This window comes from Marisediminicola sp. UYEF4, from assembly GCF_040546025.1.
Lineage (GTDB): Bacteria > Actinomycetota > Actinomycetes > Actinomycetales > Microbacteriaceae > Marisediminicola.
Genome location: NZ_JBEPNA010000001.1, coordinates 408,782 through 422,671, shown reverse-complemented (window position 1 = coordinate 422,671; position 13,890 = coordinate 408,782). Strand labels below are relative to the sequence as shown.

Below are 13,890 nucleotides of genomic sequence, written 5' to 3'. Positions count from 1 at the left end.
ATCATATTTCGGCAAGACCATCGCGCAGGTAGTGCATCGGGCCGACCGTGCCCGACACGGCCGTCGCGAGCGCCTGGAGGTGCGACACTTCGCCGGCATCCTTCGGGTCGGAGGCGTTGCCGCGGACGAGGTCGAGGGCGTGCCTGGATCCGCTCGCCTGCTGCGACGATTTGCATCTGGTTGAACGCGACGGCCCGTCTGCTCGACGAGCACTTGTCCACTCCAACGGGCAGGATGACACAGTGATTTCCCGTCGTCCCGCCGCGACGCTGCAACTTCCGGCTACTTGGGGGTCAACCCTGGGGCGGCCGCGCCGCCCAACCCGGAACGTAACTCCTTCTCAACACGACCCTCTGGCGCCCAGACCGCTTGCCTGCGGTCCATGATCGACACGACGACGACGTGCGGCAGAGTGAGCGCCGAGATCAGCACGAGGTACAGGCCCAAGAGCGCCCCACCGTTCAGCCCGGCGCGGGGCACCACGAGGAACAGGACGACGAGCAAGACGAGCGCCACGATGGTGATCGGGGCGGACTGCACCGCGAACCGGCGCGCCACCACCGAGAATCGTCCCGCCGACAGAGGCTCACGCGATCCCGGATCCAGCAGCGACAGGCGCACGATGTGGCGCAGTGAATGCCACAGGCAGAAGTAGAGGCCGATCGCGAGGATCGGAGGCACGACAGCGAAGAACACCGCCAGGAGCGCCACCTCGCCGAGGTCACCCCACCACGCGCGCCGGCCCTCTGGCGTGCCCCAGCGGGCGCGGGCGGTTGCGGCGAAGGTGATCGTCCCGAGCGCCAGAAGGCCGGCAATGATCAGAATGCGCAGCAGCTCGCTCTCGAAGAACGGGGTCAGGTCGCCGGCGGGTGCGGAGATCACACCGGTCGTGTCTTGGAACACCCCGAGATATACAGCGGGCGCCGCGACGAGCGGCACGACCATCGGCAGGGCCCCGCGCACCGTGAGCATCCCCGCCCTCGCCAGGCGGGAGGGCAGACCCGTCCCCATCCGCGTCCCCTCGACGAACAGGTCGCCCTGCCCCCAGTGGAACCAGGTCGTGAGGATGAACAGGGCGAACGCGAGCACCGGGTGCAGGAACCACAGCAGCACGACCGCGCCCCCGACGAGAAGATAGAGCAGCACGACGAAGGCCATCCCCCTCGGCTCGGGTGCGCGCCGCGCGAGCCGCGAGGGCACTAGGTGGTCGAGCGCGCCGTGCGGCAGCCCGAGCAGCACGAGGCTGATCGCGAACGGCACGTACTGAACCACCTCCGGGATGCGCACGCCCGCCGCGACGACAACGATGAGCGCCGCAAACAGGGCGTCGACGGGGCGGAACAGCCGCCGGCGTGCCGTGTGCCAGAGCGCGCGATCACCGTCGATGAGCCGTACCCAACGCCCCGAGGGAGCGGACCCCCCTCCTCGCGAGCACCTTCGCCGCCGACCGCAGGAACGGCAGCTTCGGCAGGGCGAGGATCAGCCGAGCGTGATCGAGTGCGCCGCTGCGCTCGGTGAGGAACCGCACGAGGCTCGCGGTGCCGACCCGCCCGAACATCAGAGCGAAGATGTGCGGTGCGCGTTCCGGGTGATCGGCGAGGAACCGCAGGAAGACCGCGTCGAGGAGGGAGCAGGTGGGGTCGGCCACGGCCCGTGTCGGGCGCACTCCGCCGGCAGAGTGTGCCCGGCCTCCGGCATCCGCTCGGCCACCGGCGTCCGGCTGCGCAATGCCGTGCCGCACGGCGACCCGTCGCTCGCGGATCAGCCGATCCACGAGTTCGCGGCTGGCCCGCTGGATGCCGAGGAAGGTGTAGCCGGTGCTCGGCCGGGTGGCGCCGCCGCGCATGCCCGCGGCCGTGACCCGCGCAGAGATCCGGCGCCCGAACCGGTGGTCGGTCATCGGGATGTAGCCCCGCTCGGCGCCGGCGACGACGAACTCGGTCGACTCCAGCCCGAACTCGGCGAGCAGATACTCCTCGATCTCCCGGCGATAGCTCCCCTCCCCGAGGCGCGGCTCAGACATGTAGACGTTCTCGACGAGCGCCTCGAACGGTGAAGACGGCAGCACGTACATGAAGCGGAGTCCGCGGGACTGGTCGACCGCGAAGTCCATCAGACGGCATTCGCCGGGGTCGAACACCGGCCTGGTGGCCACAATATGGAGCCCGACGAATTGCTGCGGCACCCAGGTCGAGGTCTCCTTGACGGCCACGACTGTCTCACTCGAGAGCGAGAGCCCCCGGCTGTCGATGACCTCACGAGCCCAGACGGTCCCTCCGGCCGTCGACACCGCCACCAGATCGACGGCAATTTCCGCGGCCGGGCCGTCTGCTGCGGGATCCCCCGCATCCCGGTACTCCCCCGCGCGTTCGCCGAGGCGAAGCTCGACGTTGCCGAATTGCGCGATCGAGGCGAGCGCGAAGGTGTAGAAGTCGTTGGCGGCGAGGCACAGGTAGGGCGTGGCCGGCGCTGCGGCAGTCACGGTCCCTGCCGCCGTCCGCACCTGCCACTCGTCCCACCGGGAACGGGCGAGGTGGGTGAACGGGGTGGGTTCGACGTCCCAAAAGCACCAGGTGCGGTCGTCCGCGTAGTGCGTGCGCGCGTCGATCATGAGGATCGGCCCGGCCACCCCGGCCTGCAGTAGCGCGAGGCAGGACGAGAGACCCGCGCACCCCGCTCCGAGGATCACGACGTCATAGATGGTCGATGTGCGCCGGAGCATGAGAGACTCTGGCACGGTGGCGGGCGTGCCCCGGGGGGCGGTGCCGGATGCTGTGAGACCGCTGAGAGCGGATCCCTCCACCTCGACAGCGCCACCCCGTTGCACGTCAGTAATCCGCTGCGGCTAGCGCGTGCGCGGGGCCGTGACGAACTCGTCGTGCGACGATTCGACGCGGGCGAACTCGGGGTCGTCCGCGAACGACTTGATCCTCGCCACCTGGAAGATGATGATCGCGTACGCCGCCTTCGCGATGATGTCGGCGACTGAGTACCCGATCTGCTTGCCGACCCAGGCATCCGCTCCGGAGATGTTGAGCATAGGCAGCAGGTAGGCGATCGGGTAGACGCCCCAGCTGAGCAGCAGCAGCCACCGCAGGTTGCTGAGCGAGCGGCGAACACCGTCCGGCTGGAGGTCCAGCGACTTGGTGAGCTGCACGAACAGCACGTAGAGGATGTAGAGGAACGGGAGGGTCGACAGCAGGCCGAAGATTCCGCGCACGCCGTTGTCGCCACTGATCTCGCCGGGGTACCCGAGGATGATCATCAGGGCCGCGGCCGGGACGAGCTTGAACAGGAGCTGCGACTGCACCTTGCGCGCGAGGGCGAGCACGGCGACGAGTTCGACGAGCAAGAGCGGCACCGTGAGCAGCCAGTCAACGTAGCGGTAGCCCTCGTTGAATGACGCGCCCGCTGCCTGCGTGTAGGTGCCCGCGCCACCGGCGGCGTCGGTCACGAACGCAGCCTTGAACGAGTCGAAGATGCGGAAGTAGTGGTAAGCCGCGATCCCACAGACGATGATCGCGACCGTGATCGCGTTGCGATAGCGGGGAAGGATGCGCGGGAGCGATATGAGCAAGAACAGCGCCGTGAACAGCTGCGACGCGATCACAAGCGAGAGAAAGTTGTAGACGGTGTCGAATTGGCCCTGCGACAAAGCGTCGGGAATCACGTAGTCCTCCATCGGACGATCGAGCTTCCAGCGGGATGCGTGGACACGGACTCGACCAGTTACCTTAGATACTAAATGATTTACATACTCAGGCAACTATCTGTTTCGCTCTCGAACTATCGGGCTAAAGTTGATGTCTTACCAAGTGGGAGCGGCCTCCGATCGCCCCCGGAAGGGGTCATGGCCGAGGACCGCATGCGCAGGCACACCCTCACGGGATTCCCTGACGCTGCCATCCGCCTGCTGCTGGCATTCGAGGACGACCGCCAGCACATCGCCTCCGATCACGGAATCTCCTCGATCGAGCTGAAGAGCCTGTTCCGCATTGCCGCAGCGGGCAGCCTCACGCCCAAGCAACTGGCGGAGAAGCTCTCCATGACCAACGGGGCGATCACGGGCATCTCGACCCGGCTTGTTGCCGCGGGGTTGCTGCACCGGGTCGCTCACCCCAATGATCGGCGGAGCCTCTACCTTGAGCTCACCGAGGCCGGACACCGCGCAATGGCCGCGATCCACGCCGACTTCAACGAAATGGTGAGCGACGCCACGACCGGCATCACGGCCGATGAGCTCGAAGTGACCGTGGAGACGCTACGCCGCGTCACTATCGCGATCCGGGCGCGCCTGCAGGCCGACCTGGGTTAGGCGTCGCACCGGGCAGAACTCGCTGTCACCCGACGGCATCGGTAGCCTGTGGGGATGCCGCCGCCCCCAGCATCCGCCCTGTCGTCCGATCTTCCGCTGCTCGGCCGTGGCGCGATCGTCACTGGTGTATCGCGGCGGCGCGGCATTGGATTCGCCGTCGCCGTTCGGCTTGCCGAGCTCGGCGCGAACGTGTTCATCCACCACTACTCGCCGAATGACGCCGAGCAGCCGTGGGGCGCAGACGACCTCGATGAGGTGCGCGCCGGCATCCGCTCCGCGCTCGTCGATGGGGCCTTGTTCGGCGACCTCGGCGCCGACATGGCCGATCCGCTGGCTCCGTCGCGCATCGTGGATGCCGCCGTCGCGGCCATCGGCCCCGTCCGCATCCTGATCAGCAACCATGCCAAGAGCGGAGGTGACGGTTCCCTCTTCGATATGACGCCCGACAGCCTCGATGTCCACTGGCACGTCAACACGAGGTCGACGCTCCTGCTCACCCGACACTTCGCCGAACAGTTCTCCGGGGCGGCTGCGGGCGAGCGCATGACCGCGCCCGGCGTGCGCTCCGCATCGCTGCGCCCTGTCGACGAGTTCGCGACCGGACGGGTGATCTGGATGACCTCCGGCCAGCACGACGGCCCCATGCCCGGCGAGGTCGCCTATGCCACAAGCAAGGCCGCGCTCGCCGGGATCACCGCGACCGTCGCGAGCGAGCTGCTCGACCGCGGAATCCTGCTCAACACCGTCAACCCGGGACCCGTGAACACGGGCTACCTTGACCCGGAGACAACCGACCGACCGCTCGACGACCTGCTGGCGCAGCTCGCGACGACCCCCTTCGGGCGCTTCGGGCTGCCGGGCGACCCGGCACGCCTGATCTCCTGGCTCGTCAGCGATGAGGCACGCTGGGTCGTCGGCCAGGTACTGACGACGGACGGCGGATTTCGGCTGTAGCGCCGCGGCCCGCCGTCTGATGAGAATCTGACGTGAGGACGCACCGACTCGCTGCGGGCTCACCTCGGTTGGTCGCGCAGCGGACGACGGGCGACGAAGAAGGGAACAAGTCCATAATTTCCGGCTCCGAGCATCGCTGGGGCCTTCCTCCACGAGACTGAGAGCGCCAACTCCGACGCCCAGCAGAGTAGAAGAACTCCCCCAAATATCAGCCACGTCGGCACGGTGGCAGCAAGACCGCTGTCGATGTCATTCCGAAGAATAATGCCGGACGGAAGCTCATCACGCCACCTCGGCACCGTCACGACAACGATCACGACGAGAGGAGCCACACCGATCCGGCGGCAATCGCATCCCGAGCCCGCACCAATCGTCTCCGCGTAGGCATCGAGTCAGGCTATCGACGTGTGGACCTCGGGCCGACATGCCCGCTCACGCACACATTCAGCAGCCGCCCACCGAAAAACGGTGCCCCTGGAGGGACTCGAACCCCCAACCTAATCCTTAGGACGGACTTGCTCTTCCATTGAGCTACAGAGGCCAGCGAGTCGAGTTTAGCCGTTCACGGATGCCCCTTACTCACCCCGCTCACTCAGCTCACGCAACAGGCGGCGCGCTACGCCGCTGGCGCCAGGTACTCCTCCCATTGCGGCAGAGCCCGCTCGACCCCGCGCACCAACCAGGTGGTGCCGTGCGGGGGCCGGGGGTGCACGCGCAGGGTCCAGCCCATCTCCGCCGGAGTGCGGTCGCCCTTGGCGTTGTTGCATTTGAGGCAGCAGGCCACGAGGTTCTCCCACGAGTCCGCTCCCCCGCGCGACCGTGGGAACACATGGTCGATCGTCGTCGCCGACGCGGCGCAGTAGGCGCAGCGCTGGCCGTCGCGCCGCAGCACGCCGCGGCGGCTGACCGGAACGCGTCGGTTGGACGGGATGCGCACGTACCGCCTGAGCAGGATCACCGATGGCCGATCCCACGACTCGGTCAGCCCGAACACCGGGTGCTCGGCATCCGCGGCGATGATCGTCGCCTTGCCATTCATGACGAGCACGAGGGCTCGCTTGAAGGAGACGACGGCGAGGGGCTCGAACCCCGCGTTGAGGACCAATGTGCGCATTCTCATCCAATCGACAAGTCCCCGCACGGCTTGCGGGGATTCGAAGCGTCGAGGGGTACCTCCGGTGGGGAGCATGCAGGCAACAAAAAAGGCACCGTCGAGTAGACGGTGCCTAGGTGGTTGCGCGCAGTTGAACGCTGCGCTGGCTGCTGTGCCGTATGAAGTGCAGGGCGCGAACATCCACGGTTTGGATGCTGCGACTGTGTGACATTCGGCTCTCCGATAGAACTGGTGGAACTCCAAGGAGTTTAGAATAACCCAGAAATCTGCCCCCCGTTCCCGCGGGCGCGCCGGTTCACCGGCCGTTCACCGCGGGGGCGACCCGACGACAAGAACTGCCTAGATGCCGACGTAAACGTGGATGGCGACCTCGTTGGGCAGCTCGAGGCCGTCGCCGAAGCCGTCGACCTCGACCAGCACGTACGAACCGGCGGCCGAGAACTTCGCCTTCGCGCCGGGCATGACGCCGGCGGTACGCAGCTGCTCGAGCAGCTCGCTCTCGTACTGCACCGGCTCACCGAGGCGGCGAATCACGCCCGTGACGGGGCCGACTGCGCCATGGACGAGGTTCACGATGTTCACGACCCCGTCGTAGAACTTGGCGGAGGCGGGCTCCCCCAGCTCCTCGAGCCCCGGAATCGGGTTGCCGTACGGCGAGTAGGCCGGGTGATCGAGCATCTCGATGATGCGACGCTCAACCGATTCGCTCATCACATGCTCCCAGCGACAGGCCTCCTCGTGCACGAGCGCCCAGTCCAGGCCGATGATGTCCGCGAGGAGGCGCTCGGCGAGGCGATGCTTGCGCATAACGTGCACGGCCCTCGACCGTCCCTCGATGGTGAGCTCGAGGTGGCGATCGCCCTCGACCACGACGAGGCCGTCGCGCTCCATCCGGCCGACTGTCTGGGACACGGTCGGCCCGGAGTGCCCGAGCCGCTCGCTGATCCGCGCTCTCAGCGGAACGATTTTCTCTTCCTCGAGCTCGAAGATGGTGCGCAGGTACATCTCGGTGGTGTCAATGAGATCTGTCATCGAGCCCTCTCCATTGCCGAATGCACACAGGTAAGCCTAACCTGACGGCCGCCGCGCCCGGCTCGTGGGCTGCCGCGCGCGGCTCGATAGAATCGGTGCATGTCGCAGATCACCATTCCCACCGACCTCCTGCCCGCCGATGGACGATTCGGATGCGGCCCCTCGAAGGTCAGGCCGGAGCAGCTGGCCTACCTCGCCGGCGCGGGAGCGGGCATCCTCGGCACCTCGCACCGGCAGGCGCCGGTGAAGAGCCTCGTCGGGCGAGTGCAGGGCGGGCTCGCCGAGCTCTTCCGCCTGCCCGACGGTTACGAGGTTGTTCTGGGCAACGGCGGGTCCACCGCATTCTGGGATGCGGCGGCGTTCGGGCTGATCGAGAAGCGCAGCCAGAACCTCACCTTCGGCGAGTTCGGGTCGAAGTTCGCCGCAGCTGCGGCAGCCCCGTTCCTCGAGGCGCCACACGTGATCAACGCCGCGGCAGGATCGCTCAGCCAGGTCGAGGTGCAGCCGGGAATCGACGTGTACGCATGGCCGCACAACGAGACCTCAACGGGTGTCATGGCCCCGGTCGAGCGGGTGCACGGCGACGCGGGGGCCCTCACCGTGGTCGATGCGACGAGCGCGGCGGGCGGCATCGACTTCGACGCGGCCCAGGCCGACGTCTACTACTTCGCCCCGCAGAAGAACTTCGCGTCGGACGGCGGGCTGTGGTTCGCGCTGTTCTCCCCCGCCGCGCTCGAGCGGGTCGAGACGGTCGCCGCGAGCGGCCGCTACATTCCCGAGTTCCTGAGCCTCAAGAACGCGGTAGACAACTCGCGCCTCAAGCAGACCCTGAACACCCCCGCGCTCTCGACCCTGCTGCTGCTCGAGAACCAGATCGAGTGGATCAACGGCAACGGCGGACTCGCCTGGGCGAACGCGCGCACCACCGAGTCGTCGTCGGCGCTCTATGACTGGGCTGCGAGCGTCGACTACGCGACACCGTTCGTCGCCGACCCTTCCTACCGCTCGCAGGTCGTCGTCACGATCGACTTCGACGAGCGCATCGACGCGGCAGCAGTCGCCAAGGTGCTGCGCGCGAACGGCATCGTCGACACGGAGCCCTATCGCAAGCTCGGCCGCAACCAACTGCGGGTCGCGACATTCGTCGCGATCGAGCCGGATGACGTGCGCCAGCTCATCCGCGCGATCGAGTTCGTCGTGGGTAGCCTGTAACTATGCGAATCTGGCTCAAGGATGCCGATCGGCGGCCCGACCCGGCGCCAGTGAAGACAGACGATCGCAAGGCAGTGCTCGTGGGAACGGGCGCCTGGGTCGTCGCGCTCGTCGCGCTCCTCGTCGTGATGCCGACCGCGGAAGGCGACAACCGATGGTGGCTGCTGACCTGCGCGATCGGCGTCGGGCTGGGGCTTCTCGGGCTGATCTACACCCACCACCGCCAGCGCTGAGGACTATCCCCGGACGATCTCGTCGTCGTCCATGACGTGATCGTCGAGGTCGCCGACGACCGGGTCGTCGTCGTCTGACTCGTCGTCATCATCATCATCGTCGTCGTCGTCGTCGTCGACGGCATCCACGTCGATATCGTCGATGTCGACCCCATCGAGGTCGCCGGCATGAAGCACGGATCCGCGCGAGACGGCTTCGTCCTCGTCGCCGTCGGACTCGTCCTCGTCCGTCTCGTCGTCGGACTCCTCATCATCGGAGTCGTCGGATGCCGCGGCATCCTGCGACGCCCGGTACTCCGCCAGTCTGTCGACCCACGGCACCCAGTCGGGCGCGAGAATCGCGTTGTCGCCTGGCATGAGCTCGACCTCGAGCACAGTCGGCTCGGCACCCTCGACGTGGGCGATGCTCGCGGTCCAGTGCCAGCCGGGGTAGCCGACCATCTCGCATTCGAAGAACACCGAGATTGCACCGTCGCCCTCGTCCGCGAAGCCCGCCGGGGCCCCGATGGTGTCGGCCGACGTTATCTCGAGGAGAGCCTCGCGGGCCAGGTCGAAGTCGGCCTGGGTCGCCTCGCGCTCAGGCATCAAGCTCATCGGCTACCCGGCGTAACATCGCCGCGATCTTGTGGCTGTGGCTGGAGTCGGGGTAGCGGCCGCGCTTGAGGTTCGAGCCGATGCCGTCGAGGAGCTTGACGAGATCCTCGACGATGATCGCCATGTCGTCGGCCGGCTTGCGGCTCAGCTTCGCCAAGCTCGGCGGAGCCTCGAGCACGCGCACCGACAGCGCCTGAGCACCGCGCTTTCCGTCGGCGATGCCGAATTCGAGCTTGGTACCGGCCTTGACCGTCGTACCAGCGGGCAGCGCGGAAGCGTGCAGGAAGACCTCCTGGCCTTCATCCGACGTGATGAAGCCGAAGCCCTTGTCGTCGTCATAAAACTTGACCTTGCCGGTTGGCATGGCTGCACCTCTTTCTTGTGGCTGGAACCTCCAAGCCTACGGGCACTGGCGTACCTCTATTCTTGTGCTTGTGGCAAAACAAATTCCGGTATCCGTTAATCGCGCTGAGCGAGTCCTCGCATACATGATGGTGGCGGTGATCGTGATCTCGATCGCAGCGTTCCTCGCGATCATCATCGGAACAGCCACGGGCATGGTCGGGGCGGACTTCGCCACCGGCGTCTGGCCCGCCGTCTTCGTTGCCCCGTTCTTCGGCCTGCCATTCGCGATCGTGCTTCTGGTCGCCCTCGTGATCGTGAGCGCGAAGCGCCGGTCACGCGAGGCCGCCGAGGCGCAGGCGCGAGCGCCCCAGAAACGCCAGCGCCCATCGCAGGGCAGATAGGCGTGCTCGATCCGACGATGGCGACGGATTGCCGCGGGCCTCGCCCGTGAGCGACACCTTCTCGCTCGCGACTCGTCTGCGGGCAATAGACAACGCGCGGCTCGCCGCGGCGGCCCGGGCACGGGAAATCCGCGTGAGCGGAATCAAGGACTTTTTCGATCTCGCCGAGGCGCTGCTCGATCGGACAGCCGTGCAGCAGCAGCTGACCCACCTCGACCGCGGCACCCTCGCGACGATCGCGGCCATCGCCGAGCTGGGGTCGCGCTCGGGCGGCTCAACGGCCGCGGAGGTCGCGGCGCTGCTCGACAGCTACGCCGAGGCACCGACTGAGTCCGACATCGCGATGCGCGCGTCGACGGCGGTGTCGCTGCTGCTCGCCGACAGTGAGACGGACGCCGCGGGGATCGAACGATTCACCGCCTACGACAGCGTCGCCGAGCAGGTGCGCTCCTGGCCTGCCTTCGGTCTGCCCGGTCTGCCCGAGCTTGCGGCCGGCCTGCCTCTCGCGGCGCTCGAGCCTGCCGCGGAGACCGAGTTGCGCTTCATCGACCGCGTTGCCTCAGAGCGCGCGTTCGCGGCGACCACCGGCATCACCGAGCTCCTCGTCGAGCTCGAACGTGAGCCTGCACGTGAGCTGGCCAAGGGCGGCATCGCCCTGCCCGACACCAAGCGGCTCGCCAACGCAATGGCCGTCGACCTTGCCGGTGTCGGCCGGCTGCTCGCGATCGCCGACGACGCTGGACTCGTCGCCCGCGAGGGCGGATTCTGGCTCATCACCGACGCGGGTGGGGCGTGGCTGATGGAATCCTCCGGCGCACGGTGGCGCACGCTCGCCGCCGGCTGGTACGAACGGCTCCCCGCCGACATCCGCCGGCTCCTCGGCGAGCGCAGCCATTCGCTCTGGGGCGCTGGCCTCCGCCGGTTCGTCGACTGGCTCTACCCGGCGGGCGGGGACTGGATGGACGAGCGCATCGCCGCGTACACCGGAGCCGCCGAGCTCCTCGGCATCACCGCCAATCACGCCCCGAGCAGCCCGGGCCTCGCCCTGTTCGCGACGGGGCTGGATGCCGCGCAGACGGCCATGGCGCCGCTCCTGCCGCGCGAGGTCGAGCAGGTCTACCTGCAGCACGACCTCTCGATCGTCGCCCCTGGTCCCCTGACGCCGCAGGTCGACGGTCGCCTTCGCTCCCTCGCGGATGCCGAGAGCCGCTCGCTCGCGTCGAGCTACCGCGTCTCGGCCTCGAGTATGAACCGGGCGATGGCGGCCGGCGAGTCGGCCGCGAGCGTGCGCGAGTTCCTCACGGGGATCTCGCTCACGGGCATCCCGCAGCCGCTCGACTACCTCATCACCGAGGCATCCACCCGGTACGGACTGCTGCGTGCCGGCGCGCTACCCGAGCGAAACATCAGGGATGCGCTCGAGGTGAAGAGCTATCTCCGCAGCGACGACGCGCAGTTGCTCGACACCGTTCTCGTCGACCAGAACCTCTCGGTGCTCGGCTTCACCCGGGTCGCGTCCGACCGGCTGGTCAGCCGCTTCCCGCTCGAAACCGTGTTCTGGACCCTCAGCGACGCTCGCTACCCGGTTGCGGCCGAGAACTCCGACTCGGAGATCGTCGCCCTCCGCCGCCGGCGCCACGCGAGATCGGCCGGCGCGGTCGGGCCCGACCCCATCGAGGAGCTGATCGAGCGGCTGCGACTCGGCGGCGACAGCGAACTGGGGGAGGCGGCGGATGCCTGGCTCGCCCGGCAGCTCGACACGGCGATCCGGCTCAAGGCCGCCCTCACCGTGAGCGTGACAATGCCCAACGGGACTGTCGTCGACTACCAGCTCGAACCGACGAGCATCGCCGGCGGTCGGCTCAGGGCGCGCGATCGTCGGTCGGCGATTGAGCGCACCCTGCCGCTGTCGAGCATCGCGAGGGTATCCCCTGCGGCCGACGCTCCCTGACAATCCTCAGGACGCGGCATTCGCCACACGCGGCGCGGTTAGACTTCCGGGGTGAATTCAGCAGCCGAGCCCGCGACCGCGCCACAGCTGCCCGGACCCCTCATCGTTCAAAGCGATCGCACCGTCCTGCTCGAGGTGGCGCACCCCCAGGCAGAGGATGCGCGCCACGATCTCGCGGTGTTCGCCGAGCTTGAGCGGGCCCCGGAGCACATCCACACCTACCGCATCACGAGGCTCGGCCTGTGGAACGCCCGCGCGGCGGGCCACGAGGCCGCCGACATGCTCGCCACCCTCGAGCGTTATTCGAAGTTCCCGATTCCGCAGGCCGTGTCGATCGACATCGCCGAGACGGTGGCCCGCTACGGCCGGCTCGTAATCGAGCGGGACGCCGACGGCGTGCTCACCCTCACCGCAACCGATCGTGCCGTGCTCGCCGAGATCGCGCGCGGGCGGAAGGTCGCGAACCTGCTGCTCGAGCGGCGCGGCGACAACGGCTTCGTCATGCAGCCGTGGGCGCGTGGCGAGCTCAAGCAGGAGCTCCTCAAGCTCGGCTGGCCCGCGGAGGACCTCGCCGGCTACACGCCGGGCACCCCGCACGAGATCGAGCTCGACCACTCCGGCGGGTTTCACCTGCGGGAGTACCAGAACGAGGCGGTCGAAAGCTTCTTCAAGCACGGCTCCGGCGTTGTGGTGCTTCCATGCGGCGCGGGGAAGACCCTCGTCGGCGCCGGCGCGATGGCAGTCTCGAAGACCACCACCCTCATCCTCGTCACCAACATCGTCTCCGCCCGCCAGTGGCGCTCGGAGCTCCTGCGCCGCACGACGCTCACCGACGACGAGATCGGCGAGTACTCCGGCCAGTCCAAGGACGTGAAGCCGGTGACGATCGCGACGTATCAGATCCTCACGGCCCGCCGGAAGGGCGAGTACGCGCACCTTCAGCTGCTCGACGCGCTCGACTGGGGCCTCGTGATCTACGACGAGGTGCACCTTCTGCCCGCGCCGGTGTTCAAGCTCACCGCCGACCTGCAGGCCCGGCGCCGCTTGGGCCTCACGGCGACGCTCGTGCGCGAGGACGGGCGCGAGGGCGACGTGTTCAGCCTCATCGGCCCGAAGCGGTTCGACGCGCCCTGGAAGGAGATCGAGGCCCAGGGCTTCATCTCCCCGGCATCCTGCTACGAAGTGCGCATCAACCTGCCCCAGCAGGAGCGGCTCGAGTACGCGGCGGCGGCGGACGACGTGCGCTACCGTCTCGCGGCGACGGCGCCGGCGAAGCTCGACGTGGTCCAGCAGCTCGTCGAGCGGCACACCGGCGAGCGTATTCTCGTGATCGGGCAGTACCTCGACCAGATCCAGGAGCTCGCCGATGTGCTGGATGCGCCGCAGCTCACGGGTGCGACGCCCGTCGACGAGCGGGAGCGGCTCTACCAGGAGTTCCGTGAGGGCATCACCAAGATCCTCGTCGTCTCGAAGGTCGCGAACTTCTCGGTCGACCTGCCGGAGGCGACCGTCGCAATCCAGGTGTCCGGCTCGTTCGGGTCCCGGCAGGAGGAGGCGCAGCGCCTCGGCCGGCTGCTGCGCCCGAAGGAGAGCGGCCTTCCGGCCAATTTCTACACGCTCGTCGCACGGGACACGGTCGACCAGGACTTCGCCCAAAATCGGCAGCGCTTTCTTGCGGAGCAGGGCTACAGCTACACGATCCTCGACGCGCACTCGCTCGACGAGGCGGCGGCCTAACC

At 67.9% G+C, this 13,890-nt stretch carries 15 protein-coding genes and 1 tRNA gene; 7 read left to right on the top strand and 9 right to left on the bottom strand.

Annotated elements, in window-relative coordinates; genetic code table 11:
* Position 1: 1 nt before the first annotated feature.
* From ABIB15_RS02085 to ABIB15_RS02070, 4 genes are all read right to left on the bottom strand, one after another.
* A complete protein-coding gene (locus ABIB15_RS02085) occupies positions 2 to 226 on the bottom strand; it encodes a hypothetical protein (RefSeq protein ID WP_354474857.1) in 225 nt (74 codons plus the stop codon).
* A gap of 56 nt (positions 227 to 282) precedes the next feature.
* Positions 283 to 1,272, bottom strand: a complete 990-nt coding sequence (locus ABIB15_RS02080) for a Brp/Blh family beta-carotene 15,15'-dioxygenase (RefSeq protein ID WP_354474856.1) — start codon at positions 1,270 to 1,272, stop codon at positions 283 to 285.
* A gap of 103 nt (positions 1,273 to 1,375) precedes the next feature.
* Positions 1,376 to 2,827, bottom strand: a complete 1,452-nt coding sequence (locus tag ABIB15_RS02075) for a lycopene cyclase family protein (RefSeq protein WP_354474855.1) — start codon at positions 2,825 to 2,827, stop codon at positions 1,376 to 1,378.
* Positions 2,828 to 2,845: 18 nt separating this feature from the next.
* Entirely contained in the window at positions 2,846 to 3,670 is an 825-nt protein-coding gene (locus ABIB15_RS02070; protein WP_354474853.1) for a bacteriorhodopsin, read from the bottom strand.
* 180 nt (positions 3,671 to 3,850) lie between these two features.
* Here ABIB15_RS02070 and ABIB15_RS02065 point away from each other — a divergent pair, with 180 nt between their 5' ends.
* Positions 3,851 to 4,315: a MarR family winged helix-turn-helix transcriptional regulator gene (locus tag ABIB15_RS02065; protein ID WP_354474851.1), complete on the top strand. Its 465-nt coding sequence runs from the start codon at positions 3,851 to 3,853 to the stop codon at positions 4,313 to 4,315.
* A 54-nt stretch (positions 4,316 to 4,369) separates the two neighbouring features.
* On the top strand, positions 4,370 to 5,269 hold the full coding sequence (locus ABIB15_RS02060; protein WP_354474850.1) for an SDR family oxidoreductase: 900 nt from the start codon (positions 4,370 to 4,372) through the stop codon (positions 5,267 to 5,269).
* Between the two features lie 469 nt (positions 5,270 to 5,738).
* On the opposite strand, the gene ABIB15_RS02055 is transcribed toward ABIB15_RS02060, so the two are convergent.
* From ABIB15_RS02055 to ABIB15_RS02045, 3 genes are all read right to left on the bottom strand, one after another.
* Positions 5,739 to 5,810 (bottom strand) — tRNA-Arg (locus ABIB15_RS02055).
* A 75-nt stretch (positions 5,811 to 5,885) separates the two neighbouring features.
* Positions 5,886 to 6,383, bottom strand: coding sequence for an HNH endonuclease (locus ABIB15_RS02050; RefSeq protein WP_354474848.1), 498 nt, complete (start codon positions 6,381 to 6,383; stop codon positions 5,886 to 5,888).
* A 339-nt stretch (positions 6,384 to 6,722) separates the two neighbouring features.
* Positions 6,723 to 7,415: an iron-dependent transcriptional repressor DtxR gene (locus ABIB15_RS02045; protein ID WP_354474846.1), complete on the bottom strand. Its 693-nt coding sequence runs from the start codon at positions 7,413 to 7,415 to the stop codon at positions 6,723 to 6,725.
* A 99-nt stretch (positions 7,416 to 7,514) separates the two neighbouring features.
* On the opposite strand from ABIB15_RS02045, the gene serC reads away from it, so the two are divergent.
* On the top strand, positions 7,515 to 8,627 hold the full coding sequence (gene serC, locus ABIB15_RS02040; protein WP_354474844.1) for a phosphoserine transaminase: 1,113 nt from the start codon (positions 7,515 to 7,517) through the stop codon (positions 8,625 to 8,627).
* A 2-nt stretch (positions 8,628 to 8,629) separates the two neighbouring features.
* Positions 8,630 to 8,860, top strand: a complete 231-nt coding sequence (locus ABIB15_RS02035) for a DUF2530 domain-containing protein (RefSeq protein WP_354474842.1) — start codon at positions 8,630 to 8,632, stop codon at positions 8,858 to 8,860.
* 3 nt (positions 8,861 to 8,863) lie between these two features.
* Here ABIB15_RS02035 and ABIB15_RS02030 read toward each other — a convergent pair whose 3' ends face one another.
* Together ABIB15_RS02030 and ABIB15_RS02025 are read right to left on the bottom strand one after the other, a co-directional pair.
* Positions 8,864 to 9,454 (bottom strand): DUF3027 domain-containing protein, encoded by a 591-nt coding sequence (locus ABIB15_RS02030; protein WP_354474841.1) that lies wholly within the window; start codon positions 9,452 to 9,454, stop codon positions 8,864 to 8,866.
* Entirely contained in the window at positions 9,438 to 9,818 is a 381-nt protein-coding gene (locus ABIB15_RS02025; RefSeq protein WP_354474839.1) for a cold-shock protein, read from the bottom strand. Before ABIB15_RS02025 ends, ABIB15_RS02030 begins: the two co-directional genes overlap by 17 nt.
* 124 nt (positions 9,819 to 9,942) lie before the next feature.
* Here ABIB15_RS02025 and ABIB15_RS02020 point away from each other — a divergent pair, with 124 nt between their 5' ends.
* Genes ABIB15_RS02020 through ABIB15_RS02010 form a run of 3 tightly spaced genes read left to right on the top strand, consistent with a single transcriptional unit; the run spans position 9,943 to position 13,888 of the window.
* Positions 9,943 to 10,200 carry a multidrug ABC transporter ATPase gene (locus ABIB15_RS02020; RefSeq protein WP_354474838.1) on the top strand — a complete coding sequence of 86 codons (258 nt, stop codon included), beginning with the start codon at positions 9,943 to 9,945 and terminating at the stop codon, positions 10,198 to 10,200.
* Positions 10,201 to 10,246: 46 nt separating this feature from the next.
* Entirely contained in the window at positions 10,247 to 12,151 is a 1,905-nt protein-coding gene (locus ABIB15_RS02015) for a helicase-associated domain-containing protein (protein ID WP_354474837.1), read from the top strand.
* 51 nt (positions 12,152 to 12,202) lie between these two features.
* On the top strand, positions 12,203 to 13,888 hold the full coding sequence (locus tag ABIB15_RS02010; RefSeq protein WP_354474835.1) for a DNA repair helicase XPB: 1,686 nt from the start codon (positions 12,203 to 12,205) through the stop codon (positions 13,886 to 13,888).
* Positions 13,889 to 13,890: the final 2 nt, after the last annotated feature.